We start from the raw sequence: 24,114 nt of genomic DNA, 5'->3' as shown, positions 1-24,114 counted from the left end.
CCATCGTTACCATTAGGGGGCGGTTATGTTTATACACACTATAGGTATTGTCATTGTGCTCGTTATCTTGTTGATAGCCAGCATGTTCAGAGTGCTGCGCGAGTACGAGCGTGCAGTAGTGTTCTTCTTAGGGCGCTTTTACGGTGTGAAAGGGCCAGGGTTAATTATCATCATTCCCTTCATTCAACAAATCGTGCGAGTCGACTTGCGAACCATCGTTTTAGATGTACCAACACAAGATTTGATCACCAGAGATAATGTGTCGGTTAAGGTTAACGCTGTGGTCTATTTCCGAGTGCTTGATCCTAAGATGGCAATCAACAACGTGGAGAACTATCTCGAAGCCACTAGCCAACTCTCACAAACCACGTTGCGGTCTGTTCTAGGTCAGCATGAATTGGATGAGCTGTTGTCTGAGCGAGAAGAGCTCAACAGAGATTTACAATCAATTCTTGATCAGCACACCGATAACTGGGGGATTAAGATTGCCAATGTCGAGATTAAGCATGTTGATCTTGATGACAGTATGGTGCGAGCTCTTGCGAAACAAGCAGAGGCAGAGCGTTCTCGCCGAGCTAAGGTGATACACGCGACCGGTGAGCTTGAAGCATCCACCAAGCTGCGGGAAGCCGCAGATGTTCTAAACAAAGCGCCTAACGCCATTCAATTGCGATATATGCAAACGCTAACCGAGGTGGCTAACGAAAGAACCTCCACTATCATTTTCCCAATGCCCATCGATCTAGTGGAGAAGATAACCGATCCGATCAAAGCGACGCTCAATGAGGCAGCAGTTAAGAAAGCGATGAAAGCCGATGAGTGATTGGCTCAAATGAAAAGCAATAAAAAAGGCTCCACAGTTGTGGAGCCTTCTAATATGTGAATCATTGGTTCGAATTAACGACCAATGATTCTAACTGTTACTTCTGCGTTGCCGCTTTCATTGGCGTAACAAACTCAGCAAGAGCTTTAAGCATTGCTTCTGGTTGTTCAACGTTATTTTCAATGATTTTCACAACCGCTGAGCCAGAGATAGCACCAGCAGCGCCAGCTACAATCGCTTCTTTCACTTGTTCAGGAGCAGAGATACCGAAACCAAGTAGTGCTGGTGGCGCATCAAACTTGTTCAAACGATCAAGTAGGGCAGTCACAGGCATGTTTGCCTTGGTTTCTGCACCCGTTACGCCTGAGCGAGAAAGTAGGTATGTGTAACCGCCACCTAGCTCAGAAACTGATTGAAGTGTTTCATCGCTTGCTGTTGGTGGAGCAATAAAGATTGGGTGAACACCAAACTTCTTAGCTGCAGCAACAAACTCACCACTCTCGTTGGTTGGTACATCAGCAATCAATACTGAATCGATGCCTGCTTTTGCGCAGCGTTCGTAAAAATTTTCTATACCACGTGCGTAAACCAAGTTTGCGTACATCAGTAGGCCGATTGGTAGCTCTGGGTATTTAGCGCGAATTTGACCAATAAGATCAAAACACACATCTGGCGTTACTTTAGAATCTAAAGCACGAATGTTTGCGCCTTGGATTGTTGGGCCATCTGCAAGCGGATCTGAGAATGGGATACCAAGCTCAAGTGCATCTGCACCCGCTTCAATCAAAGTTTCCATGATCTTAAGAGACTGTTCAGGGTTAGGATCGCCAACCGTTACGAATGGTACAAATGCGCCCTGATTCTTTTCAGCTAAGCGAGTGAAGAGTGATTGATAGCGATCCATTATAATGCTCCTTTCTCTTTAAGAATGTCGTGTACAGAGAAAATGTCTTTGTCACCACGACCAGATAAGTTAACGACTAATAGCTGTTCTTTCTCTGGGTCGTCATGAGCCATTTTAACAGCATGAGCCAAAGCATGAGATGACTCTAGCGCTGCGATAATACCTTCTTTACGTGCAATCAATTGGAACGCTTCTAGCGCTTCGTCATCGGTCACGTTGTCGTATTCAGCACGGCCAATGGCATTTAGGTGCGCGTGTTGAGGACCAACTGATGGGAAATCTAGACCTGCAGAAACAGAGTAAGACTCTTCTACTTGGCCGTTCTCATCTTGCATCAGTGGTGCTTTCATACCGAAGAAGATACCCGTTTTACCGTGCTTAAGTGGCGCGCCGTGTTGGTCGGTATCAATACCTTTACCAGCAGGCTCTACACCGATTAGGCGTACAGACTCTTCTTCAATGAAATCTGCGAACATACCGATAGCGTTTGAACCACCGCCGACACAAGCGATAACCGCATCAGGAAGGCGACCTTCACGAGCTAGAATTTGGTTCTTAGTTTCTTCACCAATCATGCGTTGGAAATCACGAACAATCGTTGGGAATGGGTGAGGACCTGCTGCAGTACCCAATAGGTAGTGAGCGTCTTCATAAGTTGCAGACCAGTCACGTAGTGCTTCGTTACACGCATCTTTTAGCGTTGAAGAGCCAGAATGAACAGGGATAACCTCTGCGCCCATTAGCTTCATACGGAATACGTTCGGGCTTTGACGTTCAACGTCTTTTGCACCCATGTAAACACGACACTTAAGACCTAATAGAGCACAAGCTAGAGCTGTTGCCACACCGTGTTGGCCTGCGCCAGTTTCAGCGATGATTTCCTGCTTGCCCATACGTTTTGCTAGCAATGCTTGACCAAGTACTTGGTTGGTCTTGTGCGCACCGCCGTGAAGTAGATCTTCACGCTTTAGGTACAGTTTGGTTTTCGTACCTTTTGTCAGGTTGCGTGCGAGCGTTAACGCCGTTGGACGACCAGCGTACTCTTGAAGAAGCGTCATGAATTCGCTGCGGAACTCAGGATCGGCTTGTGCATCGATAAATGCTTGTTCAAGTTGGTCTAGTGCTGGCACTAGGATCTGCGGTACGTATTGACCACCGTATTCACCAAAGTAGGCATCGAGTTTAGCCATTGTGTTATTCCTTCAATTCTACTGATGTGTATTCACACCAAGTCATTTAATCTTGTTTGAGCTTCGCAAAAGGCAAAGCTCACAAATATGTTTTTAGTTTCTGCTTTCTAATTTCTAGCGCCGAGTTTGGACTAGTAATTGCGAATCGCAGCAAAAGCAAGCTGCAGCTTGTCTGCGTCTTTTTTGCCTGGAGCGGATTCAACGCCAGAGTTTAGGTCCAATCCTAAGCAGCCCAGCTTAGCCGCTTGGTTGGCATTTTCTGGGTTTAGGCCACCCGCCAACATGATTGCGCTTTGGTTGTTGATTAGGCTCCAATCGAACACTTGGCCTGTGCCACCTGTTTGAGAACCCACTTTAGTATCTAGCAGGTGACGAGTCACGTTGCTTTCCAGTAATTCTGGTAGCGAGCTCTCAGCATCGGGAGCAACACCATAAGCTTTCCAAATCTCAACGCTTTCAGGCAGTGACTGTTTTAACTCATCGACAAACGCTTGAGATTCATCACCGTGCAGTTGCACCGCAAATAAACCTAGCTCAGAAACCGTTTTCGCAACGTCTGCTACGCTGTGGTTTTGGAACACACCCACGTAGTTCAAAGGTGCGCCACTCATAGTTAAACGAGCCGCTTCGATATCCACATGACGCTTCGATGCTTCAACGAAAATCAGACCACCGAATACCGCACCAGCTTGATACGCTTTCGCTGCATCATCAGAGTGAGTTAAACCACACACCTTGTTTTCGCCCAGCGTTACTTTACGCACCGCAAGCTCAAGGTTCTTCTCTGCCATTAGAGAGCTACCGATTAGGAAGCCATCTGCAAACGTTGAAAGGTCACGTACTTGTTGATGTGTGTAGATGCCAGACTCTGAAATCACGACTGCGTTTGGAGCCAGTTCGCGAATCAATGGTGCCAACTCTTTAGTACGGTTCAAATCAGTCGAAAGGTCACGTAAGTTACGGTTGTTAATACCGATTACTTTCGCGTTTAGAGCGACTGCGCGGTGAAGTTCTTCTTCGTTACTGACTTCGGTTAGTACACCCATGTTGAGCGAGTGAGCAACTTCAGCAAGTGCTTGGTACTCTTCGTCATCTAATACCGATAGCATCAACAAGATAGCATCTGCAGAGTAGTGACGAGCTAAGTAAACTTGGTAGGTATCAACCATGAAGTCTTTACACAGGATAGGCTGCTTAGCAATGCTGCGAACCTTAGGTAAAAACTCAAAGTCACCTTGGAAGTACTTCTCGTCTGTCAGCACAGAAATCGCGTTTGCGTGGTTGTTGTAAACCGACGCAATGTAGTCGAGGTCAAACTCGTCACGGATTAGACCTTTTGACGGAGATGCCTTTTTACATTCAGTGATGAAAACTGTTTGCTCTCCGCTCAGAGCATCATAAAAGCTGCGGTCTGTTGCAGTTAGTGACGCTTTAAACTCATCCAATGGTTGAGTCTGCTTACGTGCATCAACCCATTGGTATTTATCACGAACGATTTTTGCTAATACTTCCGCCATTTCAGCTTCTTTGACTGAAACGTGGGTCGACAGTTTATCGGTAGTCTGTGTCATGTTCTTTGTCTCAATTCGTCGTTCGTTAGGCGTGTGCAGCAAGCTTTTGTACAAGCTCGTAAGCTTTGCCTGAGTTCATTGCGTCAATCGCTTGCTGTGCGTTGGCTTTTAGGTCTTCGTGACCAAACAGACGCATCAGTAGAGCAACGTTGACTGCCACTGCGCCAACTTGAGCATCAGTACCTTTACCGGTCAGGATATCAGTTGTGATGGCTTTGTTCTCTTCTGGCTCGCCGCCCTTAATCGCTTCAAGAGGGTGAGTGTTCAAACCAAAGTCAGCTGGTGTCACTGTGTACTCGTGAATCTCGCCATCTCTAATTTCAGCAACGATAGTCTCGCCGTGAATCGCCACTTCATCTAGGCCGCTACCGTGAACAACAGCAGCACGCTTCATGCCCATTTGCAGCATGGTTTCTGCGATAGGGCGTACTAGTTCTTTGCTGTAAACACCCATTAACTCGATGTTAGGGCGAGCAGGGTTAATCAGTGGACCAAGGATGTTGAAGATCGTGCGCGTTTTCATTGTTTGACGAACAGGCATCGCGTGACGTACACCAACGTGATACTGCGGAGCAAATAGGAATGCTACGCCAAGTTCATCAACAGCCGTACGTGTGTCTTCAGCTGTCATTGCTAGGTTGATACCGAACGAATCCAGTAGGTCAGAAGAGCCTGATTTGCTCGATACACTACGGTTACCGTGCTTTGCGACTTTTAAGCCACACGCTGCTGCAACAAATGCAGAAGTCGTCGAAATATTAATGGTGTTGTGACCGTCGCCACCTGTACCCACGATGTCTGCGAAATCGTAATCAGGGCGCGGGAACGGGTTTGCATTCGCAAGCAGTGCTTTCGCCGCACCAGCGATTTCATCGGGCGTTTCGCCTTTGATTTTTAGTGCAGTCAGCGCAGAAGCCATCAAGATTGGGTCAAGTTCACCCTTGATGATCACATCAAACAATTGTTGGCTTTCTTCTTGAGTAAGAGACTGCTGTTCGTAAAGCTTATTAATCTGTTCCATGATTTCGTCCTATTTTCCTGTCTTCTCAAGGGGAGAGCTTTTCTCTAAATGAATAGGTTTCTCAAGAGCCCATTCGATAGCGTTCGCTAGAAGCGTTGCACCGTAGGTCGTCATAATTGATTCAGGGTGGAATTGGAATCCACAAACCTTGTCTTGTTCTTGAACCACAGACATCACCAGATCATCGACTTCAGCTGTCACCGTTAGGCTATCAGATACATGCGTTGCTACTAAAGAGTGGTAGCGAGCAATAGCCAGTGGAGAAGGTAAGCCTTGGTAAGTCGCATGATTTTGGTGCTCCATCATCGACACCTTACCATGAATGATTTCGCCTGCGCCTGCAACGGTGCCTCCATAAGCTTCAACGATCGCTTGGTGACCTAAGCAGATACCAATCATTGGCACCTTGCCTTTTAGCAGCTGAATTAACTCAGGCATGCAGCCCGCGTCTGCTGGAGCGCCAGGACCTGGTGAAAGTAGAGCAACAGGGTTGTCTAGTTCGTTGATTGCCGCTTCCACTACCTTTGCAGAGATGTTGTTACGGTATATTTTTACGTTGTGACCCAATGAGCGGAATTGGTCTACAAGGTTGTAAGTGAACGAGTCGAAGTTATCGATGAATACAATATCAGCCATGATTACGACTCCTTCTTGTTAGAAATAGTTTTAGTATGTGCAGCTTGAATCGCTGAGATGACCGCCTGCGCTTTGCCGCGAGTTTCATCGGCTTCTGCTTGTGGGTCTGAATCGAATACCACACCTGCGCCAGCTTGCACTTGTGCCACACCATCTTCAACGTAAGCAGAGCGAATTACGATACAAGTATCTAGCGTGCCTTCACCTGTTAGGTAACCGACTGCACCGCCATAGCTACCACGACGCGTTTTTTCTACATCACGAATAAGCTGCATTGCACGGATTTTTGGTGCGCCCGTTAGGGTTCCCATGTTCATACAAGCTTGGTAAGCATGTAGGGCATCTAAGTCTTCACGGAGCTGGCCAACAACACGAGAAACTAAGTGCATCACATGGCTGTAGCGATCAACCTTCAGCAAGTCTGCTACGTGGCGTGTGCCTGCTTCGGCAATACGTGCAACATCGTTACGCGCTAGGTCTACTAGCATCATGTGCTCGGCGTTTTCTTTCTTGTCGGTACGCAGTTCAAGCTCGATACGGCTGTCTAGATCGAAATCGATTTGACCGTCAGGGCGCTTACCGCGACGGCGAGTACCAGCAATTGGGTAAATCTCGATTTGGTTGGTTTCGGTCTCGTACTTAAGCGCACTTTCTGGAGATGCACCGAATAGAGTAAATAGCTCGTCTTGCATGTAGAACATGTAAGGGCTTGGGTTACTTTGTTTGAGTTCTTTATAAGCCGCCAATGGAGCAGGGCAAGGTAGAGTGAAGCGGCGTGAAGGTACGACTTGGAACACATCGCCTTTAACTACGTATTCTTTTAAATCACGAACCGTTTGGCAGAAGTCTTCATCTGAAACGCTTGGTACCGCTTCAACATTGTCTAGCGGCGTTACTTCTGTGATGGCTTTTAGTGACTGACACTGAGTTTGAATATCGGCTAAACGGTCAGTTAATTGCGCTTTGATGCTGTCATCTTGAGCGAACAAGCTCGCATGAAGTAGGCCTTCGTTCTCTTGGTGGTCGAAACGCAATAGTGTTTCCGCAACGTAGAATACAAAGTCAGGACAATTGTTGGCTGCTTCAGCATCACCTAGCGGTTCAAAGTTAGCCACGATGTCGTAAGCGAATAAGCCCGCCATGAATAGCGCGTGTTTGTTATCTGCGTCTTGCTCAAAGCTGTGCTGAACCAAACGCAGTGCATCGAATGAAGAGGCTTCTCTTAAACGTGAGTCTTCGTCTAATTCGTTGCTTGGTTCGACAAAAGTCAGCGTCAAAACGTTATCAGTAAGGTCAGATTTTATTTCTGCTTTCACGTTTTGAGTGAGATTTTTGATAAGCGCTTGACCGTTTTCAGTCAATGCTTGAAAGGTTACTTCATGTCCGCGACATACGATACGAACAGCAGAGTCGATAAGGAGCAGGCTTGTTAGGTTCTGTTTGGATTCAATCTCAGCCGATTCCAACAGCAAACTGTCTGTTTTGTTTTCACACAGAGTATGAAAAACGCTGGTTGGATCTTGCGAGTAAGGAACTGATGAATTGATGACCTCAATGGTTCCCAGCTTTTTGATTTCAATGGCCTTGTTCACAAGACCTCCTTTATGATTCTTTAAATTTCCTGCCGTACATAGTCGCATAAAGATACCTTTCACCCAATCTAGAATATGGTCAATTCGATGATTTGTTAGTCAGTTGAATGTGAGATGTTCGACAAATTAAAAAGCCCGCTATTAAAGCGGGCTTAGTGATAACTTTTTTATAAACAAACTGTTTAACTAGAAGTACACGTTAGCCCACCAAGAACTTGTCCAAGTGCGCCACCAATTAAGCTCTGAACTTGCTTCTACTGAAGAAAGTTCTAAAACTTTATCTTTATGGTTTTGGTTAAATTCTTGTAACATGGTGAACCTATCAAATGTGATACTTCGTATTTGTGTACTAGTTAACTAGTTTTCCGCTTGCGGGTCAAGTGTGTTGACACAAATATAACGATAAAAATTGAAAACAATGAAAAAGAATATATGAGAATTGATCTACATAGTCATACAACAGCCTCAGATGGCCGACTTACTCCACCTGAGCTAATTGACCGAGCGCTTGGCTTTAATATCGAAGCGCTAGCGATTACAGATCATGACACGACTGATGGGCTTGCTGAAGCACGCAGCTATATTGCTGATAACAACCTTCCTATTCAGCTGATCAACGGCATTGAGATTTCGACCGTTTGGCAAAATAAAGATATTCATATTGTTGGGTTAAACGTTGATCCTGAGTCACCAGAACTCAAAGCGCTCATTGAGCAACAGAAGCAACACCGTATTGGACGCGCAGAGATGATTGCTCAACGTCTTGAGAAAGCGACTCGTGAAGGGGTGCTAGAAGAAGTTAAATTGATTGCAGGTGATGCGCCTATTACTCGCGCTCACTTTGCTAAGTGGTTAGTCGACAACGGCTACGCAAAAACCATGCAGCAGGTGTTTAAAAAGTTTCTTACTCGCAATAACCCAGGTTATGTGCCGCCGACGTGGTGCTCAATGAGTGATGCTGTCACGGCCATTCATGCTGCTGGTGGCCAAGCCGTACTCGCTCACCCTGGGCGATATGGCCTTACAGCCAAGTGGGTTAAGCGCTTGCTAGCTGCATTTGTTGAAGCGAAAGGGGATGCGATGGAAGTCGCTCAACCTCAGCAAGCGCAACAAGAAAGACGCACACTCGCGGATTATGCTATACAATACAAACTATTAGCCTCCCAAGGCAGTGATTTCCATTACCCATCTCCGTGGATGGAACTTGGACGTAATCTCTGGCTACCTTCTGGGGTCGAAGAAGTATGGAAAGATTGGGAGTTTCAAACGGTTTCACCATCTGAATAGTCTTTAGGTGAACCAGCTCCTTCTGATGATAGAGTCGAGAGATTCGATAACGAGGATCAACAATGAGCCAGTTTTTTTATGTACACCCAGATAACCCACAAGCACGCTTAATTACTCAAGCGGTTGCGATTATTCGTAATGGCGGCGTAGTGGTTTATCCAACAGATTCCGGTTATGCGCTGGGCTGTCAGCTTGAAAACAAACAAGCACTTGAACGTATCTGTAAAATTCGTCGCATCGATGACAAGCACAACTTCACGTTGTTATGCCGTGATCTTTCTGAATTATCACTGTATGCACGCGTCGATAACGTGGCTTTCCGTCTACTGAAAGCACACACGCCAGGTGCTTACACGTTTATCTTTAAAGCAACCAAAGAAGTACCAAAGCGTTTGATGAACGCCAAGCGTAAAACGATTGGTATTCGTGTCCCAGACAACAAGATTGCACTCGACTTGTTGGAAGCGATGGGCGAACCACTGATGTCGACGTCATTGATTCTTCCGGGTAACGAGACAACTGAGTCGGATCCAGAAGAAATTCGTGACAGCCTAGAGCATGCGGTTGATGTCATTTTGAATGGTGGTTACTTAGGTGAGCAACCGACGACGGTTATTGACTTTAGTGATGATGATGCCGTGGTTCTACGTCGTGGTGCTGGCGATCCTGCGCCGTTTGAATAATCGCTTTACTGATTAACAGTCTGTAACGATACAGCAAACCTGCCAGAGTAAATAACAAGTGCTTTTTGGCAGGTTATTTGCGATAATACGCGACCGCGATTTGGTCGCGAAAAATTCATTCGACGTCTGTGAAGACGACAATTAGGTAGAAAAGAGTAAATGAGCGAAAAATTACAGAAGGTTTTAGCGCGAGCTGGTCACGGTTCTCGTCGTGAACTAGAAGGTTTAATCAAATCTGGTCGTGTAAGTGTTAACGGTCAAGTTGCGAAACTGGGTGAGCGTCTTGAAGACGAGAACTCAGTGATCCGTATCGATGGCCATACTGTTTCAGGCAAGGCTTCTGAAGAAGTGGTTTGTCGTGTACTTGCTTACTACAAACCTGAAGGTGAGCTTTGTACTCGTCACGATCCTGAAGGCCGCCGCACTGTTTTCGATCGTCTACCTAAGATCCGTGGTTCTCGTTGGATTTCAGTTGGTCGTCTTGATGCAAACACATCGGGTCTTTTGCTTTTCACTACTGATGGTGAGCTTGCAAACCGTCTAATGCACCCAAGCCGTCAGGTTGAGCGTGAGTACCTAGTACGTGTATTCGGTGAAGTGACTGAGCAAAAAGTTAAAAACGTTACTCGTGGCGTACAACTAGAAGACGGCATGGCTCGTTTTGAAGATGTGGTTTACGCTGGTGGTGAAGGTATGAACCATACTTTCTACGTAGCGATTAACGAAGGTCGTAACCGTGAGGTTCGTCGTCTTTGGGAATCTCAAGAAACAACAGTAAGCCGCCTGAAACGTGTACGTTACGGTGATATCTACCTTGATAAGAAACTGCCTCGTGGTGGTTGGAAAGAGCTAGATCTTCAAGAAGTTAACTACTTGCGTGAACTTGTTGAGCTTAAGCCAGAGAAAGAGACTTTGTTGGATCTTGATCCTTCAAACACTTCTCGTAAGCGTGAGCGTTCTCGTAGCCAAAAAATTCGTCGTGCTGTTAAGCGTCACGAAGAGCGTGCTAACGCACCAAAAGGCCGCAGTAACCAAACTAAACGCAAGAAGCCTGCAACTCGCGGTACAACAACACCTGATTCAGGTCGTAGCGCTCCAGCTGCAAACAAAGGCAAACCTCAGGCTAACAAAAGTAAGCCTAAACTGAACAACGGTCGTCCGGCTAAACCAGCTAAGCCAAGAACACGTCAGTAATTACGTAAGTTCTTACGCGTAAGCTTCATTAGCTGAAAGCACTGAATACTAAAAAACCTGCTCATTGAGCAGGTTTTTTTACGTCTGAAGCAATAGAAGATGAGGGATGTGAGTAATTGAGTGGCGAAAACATACTGCTATAATCGAAAGTAAGTGTGCTCTCGCATCTCTTATCTCGTTTACGCACATCTACAAATTTTTTCGAATCTTTTACTTATGATTCGAGAAGTTATCGCCTTTCGCCAGTCGGTCGTAAAGCACAACATTCACTGATGCTGCTAGATTCATACAGCCGTTGGTCGGAACGTAAATCGTCTCACGACAGAAGTCTGTGATCTCTTTCTTTAGCGTGCCGTCTTCAGGGCCAAAAATGTAAAACGCGCGTGGTGGGTGCTTGTAATCAGGTAGCGGCTTAGCACCTTCAATCAGATCAACAGCTACAGGTACGCAGCCTACAGGAATAATGTCTTTCAGATCTTCAACACCAATTAGAGGCAACGCTAGGTGCTTCTCTTTGGTGTCGGTATGGAATTTTCGCGCGTGGTCGTAGCGTGTGCCCGTGTAAAACACAGAGTTGGCGCCATAGCAGCCAGCCGCTCGCATTACAGAGCCTACGTTTTCCGGCGTCTTTGGGTTAACTAGGCCAATGCAGGCATAGCCTTTCGATTGTGTGTCCGTTTTTGCTTTGGTCATAATCAGTGAATCTAACGTTGATGATGAAAGTAGGTAGTCATGATGGGAAACAGCGTGATAAAAATAGCCGAGCAATGGGCTCGGCTAACTTTTAACTCGCGTACATGAATACTTGTTTACTCATGCAGATGAGTGTCAATAGCGGTACTAGTCGCGCTTCCACAGCATGTGACAGAACTTATGCTCTGGATCACGGCTGATTAGCATGCGAGCAAATACGTCGTCTAGAACGTCATCAGCTTCATTCACAAGACCAATGCGCACTTCAGCGTAGATCTCTTTGTCGACTTCAAAGCCAACATGTTCAACCCAATCATCGCCAGTTTCAACAAGCTCTGCTGCGCCACGATCTTCAAACTGAGCTGTGAAAAGAATCACGTCTGCAGGTTCTAGGTTGTCAGGTGCCATCTCTAGGAAGATGTCGTATGCAGTGTCAATTGCGTCGTCATAAGACATTAGGTCGTTAGCTTCGGTCATAATAAGTATCTTAGCTTGCGCGGTTCATGTATTTACGTTCAGCAGTGTTTACTACTACTTTGTCGCCAGTCGCGATGTATTCAGGTACTTGAATAGTAAGACCTGTAGAAAGACGAGCAGGCTTAGTACGAGCAGACGCTGATGCACCTTTGATTGAAGGATCAGTCTCTTCGATAACTAGCTCAACAGATGTTGGAAGCTCAAGCGTTGCAGCGTTGCCATCGATAAGAATCGCGTACATGCCTTGAGTTTCTTCGTTGATGAACAGCAGTTCGTCTTCGATTGTTTCACCGTTGAAGATGAATTGTGTGTAATCTTCGTTGTCCATGAAGATGTACTCGTTGCCATCAACGTAAGAGAACATTACTGCACGCTTAGTTACGTCAATAGTTTCAACAATTTCGTCAGCCTTGTGGCGAACTTCAGTTTTAACGCCAGTTGCTACATCGTTACCACGGAAGCGGTAAATCTTTTGGCCGCCACGGCCGCCTGGTGTTGTTACTTCGATATCTTTAACGATCACTGTTTTGCTTTCTACTGTGATAGCAAAACCTTTTTTAATTTCACTTGCTCTAGGCATTTTGTGTTTGTCCTTAGTGGGTCTATCCGCTGATTATATCTCGGAGATGCTATAAATAGGAATAGCTTGAATCATAAAGTCACCTAGGCGATCATAGAGTTACTGTTAAATCATGATTTTATTTACCGAAACGACCTATGCAGCTACCTGTTATTGACCCAACACAGCCTTTTCAACCTGAATTCCAACCTGTGGTTAACGATCTGATTACCTTCTTAAAAGGTGGATTAGGTTCTAATCTACACAGTGTCTATATTTATGGCAGTGTTGCTCGCAAGCAAGCCGTCGTCGGTCGCTCAAATCTTGATGTGGTTGTGGTGACACACCGCCCGTTTCCTGATCAGCGAGCCACGCTGTTGAATACCATTAAATGGCGCTTCCAAAAAAGCTTCCCACAGGTGACTCAAGTGGCGATTAAAACCACCTTGGTGAGCGAGATAGTCGATTTCGACAACATCTTCACCTGGGGCTTTATGCTCAAGCATTTGGCCGTATGTGTGCATGGTGAGGACTTGTCAGATTGCTATGGTGATTTTGAAACGAGTTGGGAAATTGCCAAGCATTGGAATATGGATGCGGAAAACTGGTTAGCGGTGTATCGCAACAAGATTGCCCGAGCTACAACGCCAGAACAACAAGTGGTCGCACAAGTGATCATTGCCAAGAAGCTTCTGCGAGCGAGTTACTCTTTGGTGATGTATCGCGATAAGTATTGGTTCGATGATCCTGTAGAGTGTGGTCAACAGTTCTTGAAGTATCACCCAGATAGAGAAGTCGAAATTCAAAGGTTGGGTATTTTACTGTCAGGTAGACCGATCCCTAAACGTTCGGTGATCGGTATTCTTGATGGCTTTGGTGAGTGGTTAGTTAAGCAATATCAGAAAACCGAGTTTAGAATCGGATAGAGGTCCGTAAGCTATCCATTGATATGAAAAAGCAGAACGAGTTAAGCACTCTTCTGCTTTTTTCGTTTTAATGTCTGGTTTGAGTTTTAATTGATATCTCGAGTCTAATGTCGCCTAGAAAAGAGAATTCAATCTAGAACAGGCCTAGTTGCTGGCCGCTGACTCTTTCAAAATCTAACCCTATAAACGGCAAAATCGCTTCTGCGACCGGTTTAATCTGCTTATCGATGTAATGCTGATAATCAATACCACTCTTTAAATACTCTTTAGGCTCAGGGCCACTGAGAGTAATCAAATATTCAATACGTCCTTTGTTTTGGTATTGAAGAGGGCGCCCTAACTGAGCATTGATTTCATCGGCCATACGAGCTGCGCGAACCTGCGGCGGAATGTTCTTTTGGTATTCATTTAGCTTACGACGCAGACGCTTCTGATAAACCAGTAAATCGTCATGTTTACCCGCTGAAGTCTCATCTACAAACTGTCTGACATAGTCGGTAGGGTCTTGGTCATGAAACACCATCTCATACAGGGTTTGTTGGAACTGTTGTGCCAACGGCGTCCAGTCTGTTCTTGCACTCTCAAGCCCTTTGAAGATGATTTTCTCTTGGTCACCTTGATTGATTAAACCGGCATAGCGCTTCTTCGAGCCAGTTTCTGAACCTCGAATGGTTGGCATAAGAAACTTGCGATAGTGAGTCTCATATTCCAATTCGAGTATAGAGGTTAGGTTGTAGGTTTCTTTTAAGTGATTCGTCCACCAATCGTTGATGTAAGCCACAAGGGTGTGACCAATCTCGTCCGCTTGCTCCTGTTCAAAACTACCATTCAGAGACACGAAGGTTGAATCGGTATCGCCATAGATCACCTGATAGCCTTTGTCTTCGATAAGCACTTTGGTTTGCTTCATGATTTCATGGCCGCGCATGGTAATCGATGAGGCAAGGCGAGTATCAAAGAAGCGACAACCAGATGAACCCAACACACCATAAAACGAGTTCATGATGATCTTAATCGCTTGAGAAAATGCTTTTTCGTTGTTCTTCTTAGCCACATCACGTGCAGCCCATAGGTTTTCGATCATCTCTGGTAGAAAGTGCTTAGAGCGGTGGAATTGACCACCTCTAAAACCCTCGACCGCTTGGTTTTCGTCTGGGCCTAGTTCCAGCTTCAATCCTTCAATCAGCCCCATAGGGTCAATCAGGAACGAACGGATGATTGATGGGTATAGGCTCTTGAAGTCGAGCACCAATACAGAGTCGTACAGGTTGGGAATTGAATCCATCACATAACCACCGGGGCTCGCAATCCAGTTCTCAGGCTCTAAGTTAGGTGCGACATAACCCGCTCTGTGTATCTGTGGTAGGTACAAATTAGTAAAAGCAGCAACAGAACCGCCAACACGATCAAGCTCGACACCAGTCAGTCGCGAACGCTCAATCGCAAAATCGAGTAGGTGGGTATGTTCAAAGATTCGGTTTACCAACACACAGTCTTGAAGGTTGTACTTAGCCAGTGAAGGCTTATCGAACTTAAACATCCGGTTAATCTCATCCATGCGGTCATGAACGTTATGGATGTCTTTACCTTCGCCAAGTAACTCTTGAGATACCGACTCCAGTGACCAAGACCGGAAGTGGTAGGTCGCCGTTTTAAGCATATCGATACCATCCAAGACAACGCGCCCTGGGATAGTGATAAACCCCTGCTGATTCTGTGCAGAGCTACGGAAAAAGCTTGGTTGATTGTCTCTACCGATATTTAGCTTTACTTCGTTCCATTCTGAACGTTTGTGCAGCAGCCTAAAGTCGAAGTCGATAACATTCCAACCAATGATGATGTCAGGGTCAAATTCAGAGAACCACATAATCATGGCTTCAAGAAGAGCTTTTTCGTTGGCAACCCATTGGATGTTGGTGCCGGCTTCTTGAGGGACTCCGACCATGATCACTCGGCTATCCATCGGGCTGTCTAGACCAATCGAATAAAGCACGCCTTTTTCTGAACATTCAATATCAAGCGAGACGACAGATAGATTGGGTAAGTAGTCGCCCGCTCGGCATTTCGCATTTGAGACTCTGCGATGCTGGTTCTTTTGTACCGCGGTACCCGTGAACTCAATACTTCCTTTGATAAAGCGTTCCATCAAGAATCGGTCAGCGAGTCGAATATCGCTTTCAAAGGTTTGGATTTCTTCGTTATGGAAGGCTTGCGCTAAACCAAAGCTACTTCTCGACAGCGAGGTGTAACACGCGGCGAGAGGTGTTTGCTCGAATGTGGCTAGTTCTAGAGGCTTAAATTGGCAATCAATCGACTCTTTGGCTGCGATTGTCTGACATGCTTCTAAATCAGATTGAGCGACAAAAAATACAGGTTTTTCATTTGGAATGGTCAGCAGAGTAGGGCCTTGAGGGGTGCTTAACCACAAGTCGATTTGCGTGCGCCCTGAAAAATCTCTCGCTTGTCTTGTAAGTACAAAGCCTTGCTGAATATCCAATGTAGTAACCTATTGAAATTGGGAATCGAATACTACCACTTAGCGACCCTCAGCGCACAACAGGCAGCAAAAATACTAACTAAATTCTAGTTAACAGAGGCAAATAACGGGACTCTATAAGCAAATAAGTGAAATTGTCGCGAATGGTTATTCAATGGTATTGAAAATATCTTTATCTTGTGTAATTTTATTGGGTGTTGTTTTAACTGGTTGATTTTTAGAAAAAGCTTGTTGTTTTAGTTAGCTTATTTGTTAATAAGTACTTGCTAAAGTTCGTGTTTCAGCACATATTCAACAGAGCTTTTTTTTAGTAATTAAGTTAAGATGTACTCAATGCTGCGATCCACTGTTCAATTGTTTCAAACAGATGAAACGACACAGTGGTTGCAGAGCCAATTAATAGTGTGGAGATACAAGTTTGATAAATGTTTTCCTTGTAGATGATCACGAGCTGGTTCGCACAGGGATACGACGTATTATTGAAGACGTCCGTGGAATGAACGTAGCAGGGGAAGCTGAAAGCGGTGAAGATGCTGCAAAATGGTGTCGTACTAACAATACTGACGTTATTTTGATGGATATGAATATGCCTGGTATTGGTGGCTTAGAGGCAACCAAGAAAATCTTGCGTTTCAACCCTGATGTTAAAATCATCGTTTTAACTGTTCATACGGAAAATCCGTTTCCAACTAAAGTGATGCAAGCTGGAGCTGCTGGTTACCTTACTAAAGGGGCAGGTCCGGATGAAATGGTAAATGCAATTCGAGTGGTTAACAGTGGCCAACGATACATTTCACCAGAAATTGCGCAGCAGATGGCTTTGAGCCAATTCTCTCCTGCGTCTGAAAATCCATTCGCAGACTTATCTGAACGTGAACTTCAAATCATGATGATGATTACCAAAGGTCAGAAAGTGACGGATATTTCAGAACAACTCAATCTAAGTCCTAAAACAGTCAACAGTTACCGCTACCGTTTGTTCAGCAAGCTGGATATCAGTGGCGATGTAGAGCTGACGCATTTAGCGATTAGACATGGAATGTTAGACACTGAGACCCTTTAACACTGAGATCGTATAGTGACCAACTTGTTTGACTCAGTCTCATTCCTCAAGACAGTAACAGAGCAGCCCGGCGTTTATCGAATGTATAACGCCGAGGCTGTCGTTATCTACGTCGGTAAAGCTAAGAACCTCAAAAAACGCCTTTCTAGTTATTTTCGTAAAAAAGTCGACAGTGAAAAAACACGCGCTCTAGTCAGCAATATTGACAAGATCGATGTCACTGTAACTCACACGGAAACCGAAGCTCTTATTCTTGAGCATAACTACATCAAGCAGTACCTACCGAAATACAACGTACTCTTGCGTGATGATAAGTCGTACCCTTATATTTTCATTAGCGGCCACAAGCATCCTCGTTTGTCGATGCACCGCGGCGCTAAAAAGAAAAAGGGTGAATACTTTGGTCCTTATCCTGATTCCGGCGCTGTGCGTGAGACGCTACACCTAATACAAAAAATCTTTCCTGCCCGCCAGTGTGAAGATACGGTTTATGCCAACAGAACACGTCCATGTTTGATGTATCAGATTGGCCGTTGTGCTGCGCCATGTGTCAGCTCGATTATCTCTGACGAAGAGTACAGCGAGCTTATCGACTATGTTCGTCTATTCCTACAAGGGAAAGATAAACTGGTGCTAGAGACGCTCATCGAGAAGATGGATATAGCAAGCCGAGAGCTTCGCTTTGAGCAAGCTGCCGCTTTCCGTGACCAAATCCAAGCGATTCGACGCGTGCAAGAACAACAGTATGTATCTGACGACTCAATGGAAGATATGGACGTGTTGGGCTTTGCTCAAGAGAATGGCGTAGCGTGTATTCATATCTTGATGATTCGCCAAGGCAAGGTTTTAGGCAGTAGAAGCCATTTCCCTAAAATTCCAAACAATACGGTACGCGAAGAGGTCTTTTCGAGCTTTTTAAGCCAATACTATCTAGCGCATAATGAAGCGAGAACCATTCCAACCCGTTTGATTCTGAACGCGGACCTGATGGAAGACGTCACACCAATCCAAGAAGCTTTGTGTGAAGTTGCAGGTCGTAAGATCCATTTCAACACAAACCCTTCTGGTACTCGTGGTCGTTACCTTAAATTGTCGAACACCAATGCGTTAACGGCGATTACGACCAAGATTAATCACAAGATGACCATCAATCAGCGCTTCAAAGAGCTACAAGAAGTGCTGTCGATGGATGCGATTAAGCGCATGGAATGTTTCGATATCAGTCATACCATGGGTGAAAGCACGATTGCGTCTTGTGTGGTGTTCAATCAGGAAGGCCCGGTGAAACCTGAGTACCGTCGTTACAACATCACAGGTATTACCGGTGGTGATGACTACGCTGCGATGGCTCAGGCGCTTGAGAGACGTTACTCGAAGCAACTCGATGTCGACAAGATCCCAGACATCATCTTTATCGATGGTGGTAAAGGTCAGCTAAACCGCGCGCATGAGATCATTTCTCAATATTGGGGTGATTGGCCGTTTAGACCAAGAATGATGGGTATTGCGAAAGGCGTGACTCGTAAACCGGGTTTAGAGACTCTAGTGACTTTAGAAGGGGAAGAGTTCAATTTACCCAGTGATGCTCCAGCACTGCACCTTATCCAACACATCCGTGATGAAAGCCATAATCACGCGATTGCAGGGCATAGGGCGAAACGTGGTAAAACGCGAAGAACCAGTGCTTTGGAAGGAATTGAAGGTGTTGGACCTAAGCGTCGTCAAGCTTTGCTGAAATATATGGGTGGCTTACAAGAACTTAAGCGTGCAACTGTCGAAGAAATAGCCAAAGTGCCGGGCATTAGTCATTCTTTGGCAGAAAACATTTATCAAGCATTGAAACAATAGTAAAAATCCCGCACCATTAAAGCGCAATTAATAAGAGCCCAATAATATGCGTTTGAATATACCTAATATTTTGTCATTACTGAGACTATTTTTGATCCCAGTATTCGTTGTCGTTTTCTATCTACCTTATCAATGGGCTCCTTTTGCTGCTGCGATGGTGTTTTGGGTAGCAGGTTTCACTGATTGGCTAGATGGCATGCTAGCTCGTAAGTTAGGGCAAACGTCTCGCTTCGGTGCCTTTATTGATCCGGTGGCTGACAAAGTGTTGGTTGCTACGGCTCTTATCCTGATTACTGAGCATTACCACTCGATTTGGGTGACTATCCCAGCAGTGACCATGATAGCTCGTGAGATCATCATTTCAGCGCTTCGTGAATGGATGGCTGAAATCGGTAAACGTGCAAGTGTTGCAGTATCTTGGGTCGGTAAGGTTAAAACGGTTTCTCAGATGTTCGCGTTGTGGGTGCTTATTTGGCGTTATGACGATTGGATGGTTTGGGTTGGTTACATCGCGCTCTACGTTGCAACGATTCTAACCTACTGGTCGATGGCGCAATACTTGATGGCTGCCAAAGACGACTTGTTAGACGAAAAACATCATTGATGAAGAAGCGAGCTGAGGCTCGCTTTTTTGATCTTTAACCTAAGGTTAAGTTATCAATAGTGGATATCTAATGTGATATAGATCTCCTTTGAATAACCTGCTCACAGTGTGTTTTGAACATAAAGTCAGCTATTTGGCCTGTTTCGTATGAAATCTATTCAAACGAATTAAAAATACAAAAATAATATTGACTCAATCGTCTGAATCCGTAGAATGCATCCCGTACCCAAGAGGATGGCAATGAGCTATTCGATTGGAGTTACTAAGGCGCCTTGGCAGAGTGGCTATGCAGCGGATTGCAAATCCGTGGACCTCGGTTCGACTCCGGGAGGCGCCTCCATTCTCTCTTTCTTCTAGAAAGAATATGAATGAAAATGCGATACTAGCTCAGTTGGTAGAGCGCAACCTTGCCAAGGTTGAGGTCATCGGTTCGAACCCGATGTATCGCTCCAAATTTTGTAATGTTGATTGGCGTCAGCATTAAGATGGTGTTTTACTTTTCAGTAATCGGCATCGCAATAAAGAATTGCGTGCCCTGGTGGTGGAATTGGTAGACACAAGGGATTTAAAATCCCTCGGCGTTCGCGCTGTGCCGGTTCAAGTCCGGCCCGGGGCACCATCTATTAAAGTCTTTATCTTGTAAAGCAAATGCGATACTAGCTCAGTTGGTAGAGCGCAACCTTGCCAAGGTTGAGGTCATCGGTTCGAACCCGATGTATCGCTCCAAATTAAAAAGCCCGAACAGAAATGTTCGGGCTTTTTGGTTTCGGGCGTTCAGCTTTTTCGTATCTGTACTTTTGTTGTTTGAATCCGCACTCAAAATTCACTTCTATTTTTATTTAAAAATTTCGCAATTAAGTTCGTTTAGAACAGTTAGCTTTTAAAAGCGAGATCCCCTATGAACTCGTTCCTCGTACTAGGGAATGACGGAAAGGTACAATGGCTCAAAGCTTCTATAGCAACGTTTATAACCCCACGTCGTCATCCTCGGGCGCGAGGAACTAGCGAACCGGGGATCTCTTTCTTAAACGATAGTGCTGACGATATTTTCAGCAATTGCTTAGCCACCACTGCTATTTATCAGGCTATTATTAAAAACTATTGATCGTTCATTTCACTTTATGTTACTTTCCTGCGCAATCTCGGAATGAACAATGTTTAAGAAGAGCAACGATTGCTTCTGGGGGATACGCGTAGTGACCATTCTTGCTGATTGGGACATTACGTAGGGTAGGTATTGGCTAGTCCTTTAGCTGATAGACGGGATACTTATGGCGCAGTTCGCCATGTTAATGGGAAACCCAACATTGAACACACTAATTACAACATTGCTAATCAGCTCTGCATTTCCAAAGGGATCAGCTCCTCATAGCTGCCCGATCCTGCAAAAATGTCCAATTCTTCAAAACAGTAGCATTACTGAACCTTGAGCTCACGCTAACAATTTATCGCTGTCTTAAGACGGCTTAATTTCGTATTCGTCATTTGACTTATGCGAGCGTACAGCTATATCTCATTTCTAGACAATACGCGTGCTTCACTATGAACTCTCTCCAAATTTAACGAGAGTTGGTGGGTAATTGCGTCTGATGGAGGTGAGTATGAACACATTCAAGGGGACTTTTATGACTACCGCCTTTGAAGTCGATATCAATACTATCGCAAATTCATTTTCAACTATGGTTCCTATCTTAGAGGGAACGTACGACCTAACACCTGACGCTATTTTGCTAGAGCAAGAACAGCATGAGTCGGATGTTCGTTCTTACCCAAGACGCCTGCCTATTGCTATTAAACGAGCATGTGGCGCTTTAGTTGAAGATACTCGTGGCCAACTGTTTCTCGATTGCTTAGCCGGTGCAGGTACACTTTCTTTGGGTTATAACCACCCTGAGATTAACCAAGCACTTAAAGACCAGCTCGATTCTGGTTTGCCATACCAAACACTTGATATCACGACTCAAGCAAAAGAGACGTTTATCAAGCGAGTTAAAGCTTTTCTCCCTCAAGACTTTTCAAAGAATTCAGTTCTTCAATTCTGTGGCCCATCTGGTGCTGATGCTGTGGAAGCGGCGATCAAGCTAGCTAAGCAAACCACAGGTCGCAACACCATGTTTGCGTTCCGTGGTGCTTACCATGGCATGACTAACGGCACCATGGGTATGATGGGTAACCTAGGTACTAAAGAACGTCGTAGCGGTTTGATGTCTGACGTACATTTCATGCCTTTCCCATACAACCTCCGTTGCCCCTTTGGCATTGGCGGTGAAGCGGGTGCTAACGCAAGCATTCGCTATATCGAACGCATGTTGAACGATGACGAGTCTGGCATCATGAAGCCGGCTGCGATGATCGTTGAGCCTGTGCAAGGAGAGGGCGGTGTGATTCCGGCTCCTGCTTCTTGGTTACAAGGCCTACGTCGTATTTGTGATGAACACGGCATTCTACTGATTTTTGATGAAATCCAGTGTGGTGTCGGCAAAACAGGTCATCGATTCGCGTTTGAAGAGTCAGGCGTTAACCCTGATATCTTATGTTTGTCTAAAGCGATAGGTGGTGGACTGCCAATGTCGCTGCTTGTATTCGATAAGAGCATCGATACTTGGAAAGCGGGTGAGCATACCGGCACTTTCCGCGGTAACCAACTGGCTATGGTGTCTGGTGCGAAAGCGTTAGAAATCATCGAGCGAGACGGTTTGGTTGAGCACGCGAACATTGCAGGCCAATACTTGCGTCATGGGTTGGAGAAGATTCAATCTCGCGTTAACTGTATTGCTGAAGTTCGTGGTAAAGGTCTAATGCTTGGCGCTGAGATCAAGCAACCAAGCGGCGAACTTAACAAATTTGGTGAACCGAAATCAGACGGTGAACTCACCCTAGCGATTCAACGCGCAGCACTAGAGCGTGGTTTGATGGTCGAGAAGGGCGGTCGTGATGGTTCTGTGATTCGCTTCCTACCACCGATGATTATCTCTTTTGAGCAGATTGACTTTGCATTGCGCGTCATGGAAGAAGCGATCATCGCAGCAGGTGGTGGTTTACAAAAAGACCCAGCTTCAAGCGAACAAGCAAACCAAGAATGGAACAAGCATTTCATCCAGACAGGTTTAGGCGGTAGCGACGAATTCGCTAACGTGATGAACCAAACCACTCAAGCGATGAAAGCGGTTTTTGAGCAAGTTGAAACGCCATACTCAGGTCTAGAACCTAAAGTACTAGAGGCCGCTATCAAAGCTGTCGACCTCGATAACAATCAACACGCTTTGGTTGATGTTGTAGATAGCACTGCAGACCTTGTCGCTGCAAACTCCATCTTTGTGCAACACCCAGACTGTATTGCACACCTCCACACTCCTCCTCTTATGGCTTCGGTAGCGGCGGAATCAATCATCGCGGCGTTGAATCAATCAATGGATTCATGGGACCAAGCGTCTGCTGCGACTTATGTTGAGCAGCGAGTGGTTGATTGGATGTGTGACAAGTACCAACTTGGCGACCAAGCGGACGGTGTTTTCACTAGTGGCGGCACGCAAAGTAACCTAATGGGATTATTGCTAGCAAGAGACTGGATTGCTGATAAACACGATGGTCACTCAATCCAAAAGCTGGGTTTACCAGATTACGCGAGCAAGCTTCGTATCTTGTGCTCAAACAAATCTCATTTCACGGTTCAAAAGTCCGCTTCACTACTTGGCTTAGGCGAGAGCGCGGTGTGTTGTGTTGAAACAAACGCTAATGGCACCATCAAACCTGATTTATTAGATGCAGAAGTCAAAGCACTTAAAGCTCAAGGTCTGATTCCTTTTGCCGTAGTTGGTACGGCAGGTACTACTGATCACGGTGCTATCGATGACCTTGATGCGATTGCTGACATCGCAAGCCAGCAAGGTCTTTGGTTTCATGTCGACAGTGCTTACGGTGGCGCGCTTATCTTAAGCAGCCATAAAGCTCGTTTACAAGGCATCGAGAAAGCGGACTCTGTAAGTGTCGATTTCCATAAGCTTTTTTATCAAACAATCAGCTGTGGTGCGGTGTTGTTGAAAGACAAAGCGAACTTTAAGTACCTTCTGCATCACGCAGATTACCTAAACCGCGAACACGATGAGCTGCCGAACTTAGTCGACAAGTCTATCGCGACCACCAAGCGTTTTGATGCATTGAAAGTCTTCATGACTATGCAAAGTGTTGGTCCAAAGCAGTTGGGCGATATGTACGACCATCTTCTTGAGCAAACACTAGAAGTGGCAGACCTGATTCAAAACCAAGCTGACTTAGAGCTACTCGCGGAGCCTTCACTATCAACAGTGCTGTTCCGATCTAAGCCGTCAGCAAACGGCGAGCTAGATTTAGACAAACTTAATCAAACGCTAAGACTGGAAGCGCTGACTCGTGGCGTTGCAGTATTGGGTGAAACGGTCGTGGATGGTAAGAGTGCGCTTAAATTCACTATCTTGAATCCGTGCCTAAAGACATCAGATTTCAAATCTCTAATTAACAAAATTCAAACTCTAGCCACTGAGCTAGCAGAACAACAAGGGTAATTAAT

At 45.4% G+C, this 24,114-nt stretch carries 20 protein-coding genes, 4 tRNA genes and 1 other annotated feature; of the genes, 13 read left to right on the top strand and 11 right to left on the bottom strand.

The features are described 5' to 3' along the window. The first annotated feature begins 25 nt into the window (after positions 1 to 25). Positions 26 to 823 carry a slipin family protein gene (locus tag AC3CH3_RS09540; protein ID WP_488537040.1) on the top strand — a complete coding sequence of 266 codons (798 nt, stop codon included), beginning with the start codon at positions 26 to 28 and terminating at the stop codon, positions 821 to 823. A gap of 97 nt (positions 824 to 920) precedes the next feature. Here AC3CH3_RS09540 and trpA read toward each other — a convergent pair whose 3' ends face one another. The 7 genes from trpA to trpL2 all read right to left on the bottom strand — a co-directional run bounded on the left by trpA (position 921) and on the right by trpL2 (position 8,049). After that, entirely contained in the window at positions 921 to 1,727 is an 807-nt protein-coding gene (trpA, locus tag AC3CH3_RS09535; RefSeq protein ID WP_488537039.1) for a tryptophan synthase subunit alpha, read from the bottom strand. Further along, a complete protein-coding gene (gene trpB / locus AC3CH3_RS09530; RefSeq protein ID WP_017067402.1) occupies positions 1,727 to 2,917 on the bottom strand; it encodes a tryptophan synthase subunit beta in 1,191 nt (396 codons plus the stop codon). Before trpB ends, trpA begins: the two co-directional genes overlap by 1 nt. 131 nt (positions 2,918 to 3,048) lie before the next feature. Continuing rightward, the gene (gene trpCF, locus AC3CH3_RS09525; RefSeq protein ID WP_488537038.1) at positions 3,049 to 4,488 is read right to left on the bottom strand and encodes a bifunctional indole-3-glycerol-phosphate synthase TrpC/phosphoribosylanthranilate isomerase TrpF; all 1,440 of its coding nucleotides are present in this window, start codon (positions 4,486 to 4,488) and stop codon (positions 3,049 to 3,051) included. 25 nt (positions 4,489 to 4,513) lie between these two features. Beyond that, positions 4,514 to 5,509: an anthranilate phosphoribosyltransferase gene (gene trpD, locus AC3CH3_RS09520; RefSeq protein ID WP_171351001.1), complete on the bottom strand. Its 996-nt coding sequence runs from the start codon at positions 5,507 to 5,509 to the stop codon at positions 4,514 to 4,516. A gap of 9 nt (positions 5,510 to 5,518) precedes the next feature. Further along, positions 5,519 to 6,145 carry an aminodeoxychorismate/anthranilate synthase component II gene (locus tag AC3CH3_RS09515; protein WP_488537037.1) on the bottom strand — a complete coding sequence of 209 codons (627 nt, stop codon included), beginning with the start codon at positions 6,143 to 6,145 and terminating at the stop codon, positions 5,519 to 5,521. Positions 6,146 to 6,147: 2 nt separating this feature from the next. Beyond that, positions 6,148 to 7,737: an anthranilate synthase component 1 gene (locus AC3CH3_RS09510; RefSeq protein WP_488537036.1), complete on the bottom strand. Its 1,590-nt coding sequence runs from the start codon at positions 7,735 to 7,737 to the stop codon at positions 6,148 to 6,150. Positions 7,738 to 7,862: 125 nt separating this feature from the next. Continuing rightward, positions 7,863 to 7,977: a sequence feature (Trp leader region), on the bottom strand. After that, on the bottom strand, positions 7,924 to 8,049 hold the full coding sequence (gene trpL2, locus AC3CH3_RS09505; RefSeq protein ID WP_009848753.1) for a tryptophan operon leader peptide: 126 nt from the start codon (positions 8,047 to 8,049) through the stop codon (positions 7,924 to 7,926). Its footprint overlaps the feature before it by 54 nt. Positions 8,050 to 8,169: 120 nt before the next feature. Between trpL2 and rnm the strand changes: the two genes are divergently transcribed. The 3 genes from rnm to rluB all read left to right on the top strand — a co-directional run bounded on the left by rnm (position 8,170) and on the right by rluB (position 10,901). Next, a complete protein-coding gene (gene rnm, locus AC3CH3_RS09500; protein WP_048659601.1) occupies positions 8,170 to 9,024 on the top strand; it encodes an RNase RNM in 855 nt (284 codons plus the stop codon). A gap of 62 nt (positions 9,025 to 9,086) precedes the next feature. Next, on the top strand, positions 9,087 to 9,707 hold the full coding sequence (locus tag AC3CH3_RS09495; RefSeq protein ID WP_009848751.1) for an L-threonylcarbamoyladenylate synthase: 621 nt from the start codon (positions 9,087 to 9,089) through the stop codon (positions 9,705 to 9,707). Between the two features lie 159 nt (positions 9,708 to 9,866). Then, positions 9,867 to 10,901 carry a 23S rRNA pseudouridine(2605) synthase RluB gene (gene rluB / locus AC3CH3_RS09490; RefSeq protein ID WP_017055112.1) on the top strand — a complete coding sequence of 345 codons (1,035 nt, stop codon included), beginning with the start codon at positions 9,867 to 9,869 and terminating at the stop codon, positions 10,899 to 10,901. A gap of 210 nt (positions 10,902 to 11,111) precedes the next feature. Here the strand turns inward: rluB and AC3CH3_RS09485 are convergent, their stop codons facing one another. From AC3CH3_RS09485 to efpL, 3 genes are all read right to left on the bottom strand, one after another. Further along, positions 11,112 to 11,594: an RNA methyltransferase gene (locus tag AC3CH3_RS09485; protein ID WP_017629620.1), complete on the bottom strand. Its 483-nt coding sequence runs from the start codon at positions 11,592 to 11,594 to the stop codon at positions 11,112 to 11,114. A gap of 147 nt (positions 11,595 to 11,741) precedes the next feature. After that, positions 11,742 to 12,071, bottom strand: coding sequence for an HI1450 family dsDNA-mimic protein (locus AC3CH3_RS09480; protein WP_004741258.1), 330 nt, complete (start codon positions 12,069 to 12,071; stop codon positions 11,742 to 11,744). 10 nt (positions 12,072 to 12,081) lie between these two features. After that, positions 12,082 to 12,651: an elongation factor P-like protein EfpL gene (gene efpL, locus AC3CH3_RS09475; protein ID WP_017055115.1), complete on the bottom strand. Its 570-nt coding sequence runs from the start codon at positions 12,649 to 12,651 to the stop codon at positions 12,082 to 12,084. Positions 12,652 to 12,788: 137 nt separating this feature from the next. Between efpL and AC3CH3_RS09470 the strand changes: the two genes are divergently transcribed. Further along, on the top strand, positions 12,789 to 13,556 hold the full coding sequence (locus AC3CH3_RS09470) for a nucleotidyltransferase domain-containing protein (protein WP_488537035.1): 768 nt from the start codon (positions 12,789 to 12,791) through the stop codon (positions 13,554 to 13,556). Between the two features lie 133 nt (positions 13,557 to 13,689). Here AC3CH3_RS09470 and AC3CH3_RS09465 read toward each other — a convergent pair whose 3' ends face one another. Then, entirely contained in the window at positions 13,690 to 16,053 is a 2,364-nt protein-coding gene (locus AC3CH3_RS09465; protein ID WP_488537034.1) for a DNA polymerase II, read from the bottom strand. A gap of 418 nt (positions 16,054 to 16,471) precedes the next feature. On the opposite strand from AC3CH3_RS09465, the gene uvrY reads away from it, so the two are divergent. From uvrY to AC3CH3_RS09425, 8 genes are all read left to right on the top strand, one after another. Beyond that, complete coding sequence (gene uvrY, locus AC3CH3_RS09460) at positions 16,472 to 17,116, top strand: UvrY/SirA/GacA family response regulator transcription factor (protein ID WP_004729778.1); 645 nt, start codon at positions 16,472 to 16,474, stop codon at positions 17,114 to 17,116. 15 nt (positions 17,117 to 17,131) lie between these two features. Next, positions 17,132 to 18,964 (top strand): excinuclease ABC subunit UvrC, encoded by a 1,833-nt coding sequence (gene uvrC / locus AC3CH3_RS09455; protein ID WP_029405348.1) that lies wholly within the window; start codon positions 17,132 to 17,134, stop codon positions 18,962 to 18,964. 46 nt (positions 18,965 to 19,010) lie between these two features. After that, positions 19,011 to 19,568 (top strand): CDP-diacylglycerol--glycerol-3-phosphate 3-phosphatidyltransferase, encoded by a 558-nt coding sequence (pgsA, locus tag AC3CH3_RS09450; RefSeq protein WP_019821134.1) that lies wholly within the window; start codon positions 19,011 to 19,013, stop codon positions 19,566 to 19,568. Between the two features lie 266 nt (positions 19,569 to 19,834). Beyond that, positions 19,835 to 19,908 (top strand) — tRNA-Cys (locus AC3CH3_RS09445). A 36-nt stretch (positions 19,909 to 19,944) separates the two neighbouring features. Next, positions 19,945 to 20,020 (top strand) — tRNA-Gly (locus AC3CH3_RS09440). Positions 20,021 to 20,100: 80 nt separating this feature from the next. Beyond that, positions 20,101 to 20,187, top strand: a tRNA-Leu gene (locus AC3CH3_RS09435). Positions 20,188 to 20,218: 31 nt separating this feature from the next. Beyond that, positions 20,219 to 20,294: transfer RNA gene (locus tag AC3CH3_RS09430), tRNA-Gly, on the top strand. A gap of 875 nt (positions 20,295 to 21,169) precedes the next feature. Beyond that, positions 21,170 to 24,109 (top strand): pyridoxal phosphate-dependent class III aminotransferase, encoded by a 2,940-nt coding sequence (locus AC3CH3_RS09425; RefSeq protein WP_029405311.1) that lies wholly within the window; start codon positions 21,170 to 21,172, stop codon positions 24,107 to 24,109. Positions 24,110 to 24,114: the final 5 nt, after the last annotated feature.

The sequence above is a fragment of the Vibrio sp. QJM3NY_35 genome (assembly GCF_057785915.1).
Note: the sequence above shows the minus strand (reverse complement) of the source record. Positions and strands in the feature narration are given on the sequence as shown.

Bases quoted from the DNA above. Each gene is read 5' to 3' on its own strand.
- AC3CH3_RS09540 (WP_488537040.1), top strand. From the start codon at position 26: ATGTTTATACACACTATAGGTATTGTCATTGTGCTCGTTATCTTGTTG.
- trpA (WP_488537039.1), bottom strand. From the start codon at position 1,727: ATGGATCGCTATCAATCACTCTTCACTCGCTTAGCTGAAAAGAATCAG.
- trpB (WP_017067402.1), bottom strand. From the start codon at position 2,917: ATGGCTAAACTCGATGCCTACTTTGGTGAATACGGTGGTCAATACGTA.
- trpCF (WP_488537038.1), bottom strand. From the start codon at position 4,488: ATGACACAGACTACCGATAAACTGTCGACCCACGTTTCAGTCAAAGAA.
- trpD (WP_171351001.1), bottom strand. From the start codon at position 5,509: ATGGAACAGATTAATAAGCTTTACGAACAGCAGTCTCTTACTCAAGAA.
- AC3CH3_RS09515 (WP_488537037.1), bottom strand. From the start codon at position 6,145: ATGGCTGATATTGTATTCATCGATAACTTCGACTCGTTCACTTACAAC.
- trpL2 (WP_009848753.1), bottom strand. From the start codon at position 8,049: ATGTTACAAGAATTTAACCAAAACCATAAAGATAAAGTTTTAGAACTT.
- rnm (WP_048659601.1), top strand. From the start codon at position 8,170: ATGAGAATTGATCTACATAGTCATACAACAGCCTCAGATGGCCGACTT.
- AC3CH3_RS09495 (WP_009848751.1), top strand. From the start codon at position 9,087: ATGAGCCAGTTTTTTTATGTACACCCAGATAACCCACAAGCACGCTTA.
- rluB (WP_017055112.1), top strand. From the start codon at position 9,867: ATGAGCGAAAAATTACAGAAGGTTTTAGCGCGAGCTGGTCACGGTTCT.
- AC3CH3_RS09485 (WP_017629620.1), bottom strand. From the start codon at position 11,594: ATGACCAAAGCAAAAACGGACACACAATCGAAAGGCTATGCCTGCATT.
- AC3CH3_RS09480 (WP_004741258.1), bottom strand. From the start codon at position 12,071: ATGACCGAAGCTAACGACCTAATGTCTTATGACGACGCAATTGACACT.
- efpL (WP_017055115.1), bottom strand. From the start codon at position 12,651: ATGCCTAGAGCAAGTGAAATTAAAAAAGGTTTTGCTATCACAGTAGAA.
- AC3CH3_RS09470 (WP_488537035.1), top strand. From the start codon at position 12,789: ATGCAGCTACCTGTTATTGACCCAACACAGCCTTTTCAACCTGAATTC.
- pgsA (WP_019821134.1), top strand. From the start codon at position 19,011: ATGCGTTTGAATATACCTAATATTTTGTCATTACTGAGACTATTTTTG.
- AC3CH3_RS09425 (WP_029405311.1), top strand. From the start codon at position 21,170: ATGAACACATTCAAGGGGACTTTTATGACTACCGCCTTTGAAGTCGAT.